1 protein-coding gene is annotated in these 1,400 nt (G+C 49.3%); it reads left to right on the top strand.

Annotated elements, in window-relative coordinates; translation table 11 throughout:
• Positions 1-113: 113 nt before the first annotated feature.
• Positions 114-1,400: hypothetical protein (locus tag KDK19_RS15565; RefSeq protein WP_257292308.1), on the top strand; the 1,287-nt coding region annotated here is incomplete at its 3' end.

Below are 1,400 nucleotides of genomic sequence, written 5' to 3'. Positions count from 1 at the left end.
GTGTATAAAAGTGCTTTGAAAGATGCCAGAAAACATCAGTTTACTCATCTGGAGCTAGAAAGAGTCGAGAACTTGCTCCAGACCTTTGAGGACGAAAAGGGAGGGCAGTCCTGATGGTCGATTCAGTTAATCGCAATGGTGCAGTGGTAGTCCCAACGCAGGCAGAAGCGCTTAAGGAAGTTGAGAAGACGAACCAGGTCTCCAGAGGCTTTGACAGCAGTAACTCGATATCCGTCAGAAACGGGGAAGTTCAGGTTGATTGGCCTATTGGTGCTTCAGAGGCTCCCAGCATTCCAGAACCCGATTCAGCAATAACGGGTGAAGTGGGTGACCTCAAAAAGCAGGTAACCCAGCAGACCGCAGCCAAGCTGCGAGGCGAACTTGGAGGGATGTTTGGTCAGAGCCCCGAGTCAGTTACCATCAGCGGCCCAAAGTCAGAGACTCTGGATGTCGGTAAGAGTGTTCAGAATATCGATAGCAAACTGTCAACGATGCAGGAAGCTCCTCCTAATGTCCTGAAAGACATCGGTAATGCCTTAGACCAAATAAAATCAGAGAGTACCAAGGGTACACTGACCTCAGACAAGCTTGAGGAAATACTGGCCCAGATCAATGCCAGCCTGGAAGACAACTCGGTTAAATACGCTGAACAAAAGATTGAGATGGCTTCCCTGGATGCTCAACAGCGACATGATAGTAATATCGAGAAAATTCGGGAACATATTGAGGAGGTCAACGCCAGCGCCGAGGCCGAAGCTAAAGCCAAACCTGAAAATATTTTCCTGAAAGCCCTGTCTTTCCTGTTCCCTCCGGTCATGCTCTGGGAAACCGCGCTGATGATTGACCGGGAGATCAACCCCGGCAAAGACAACTCCCACCTGAGTATCTTTTCCAAAAGTGAAATTAACTCGATGCGACAGGGGATTGGGGAAGCCGATGCCAGCTTTATCAAACATGCAAGCCCCTATTTACCGGCTTTCATGGTAGAGGTTGGCAGCTCTGAACAAACCGATAATCAGCCATCAAATGCTGAGGATTCCAAAAAACCTAAAGAAAGCACTGATCAAGCAGGTGCATCAAAAACAGCCGTCAGTGATGCCACCGAAGGCCTTCAGATTGCCAGCGAAGGTCTGGATCACTTTGAGAGAAGAAAAGCGATGCTCCAGGCTCTTCAGAAACAGGCCGAATCAGAAGAAGCCAAGAAGAAACTTGAGGCAGCCATCAGCGCACTGGAGGGCGGAGACCCGTCTCTGGCAAAAGAAATCCTGGGGGCTCAAGGGCTGGATAGCAGTCTCGGTGACAGTAACAGTCCACCAACCGCTGATAAAAAGCCCAAAGAGGCAAAAGATCTCAAAAGTTTTGTCAGCGATATCTCCGGTGTTCCTGACAAAGCACTCTCT

The sequence above is a fragment of the Endozoicomonas sp. ONNA1 genome (assembly GCF_024606325.1).
Lineage (GTDB): Bacteria > Pseudomonadota > Gammaproteobacteria > Pseudomonadales > Endozoicomonadaceae > Endozoicomonas_A.
The sequence above is the reverse complement of the archived record's forward strand: the minus strand, read 5'-3'. Positions and strand labels throughout refer to the sequence as shown.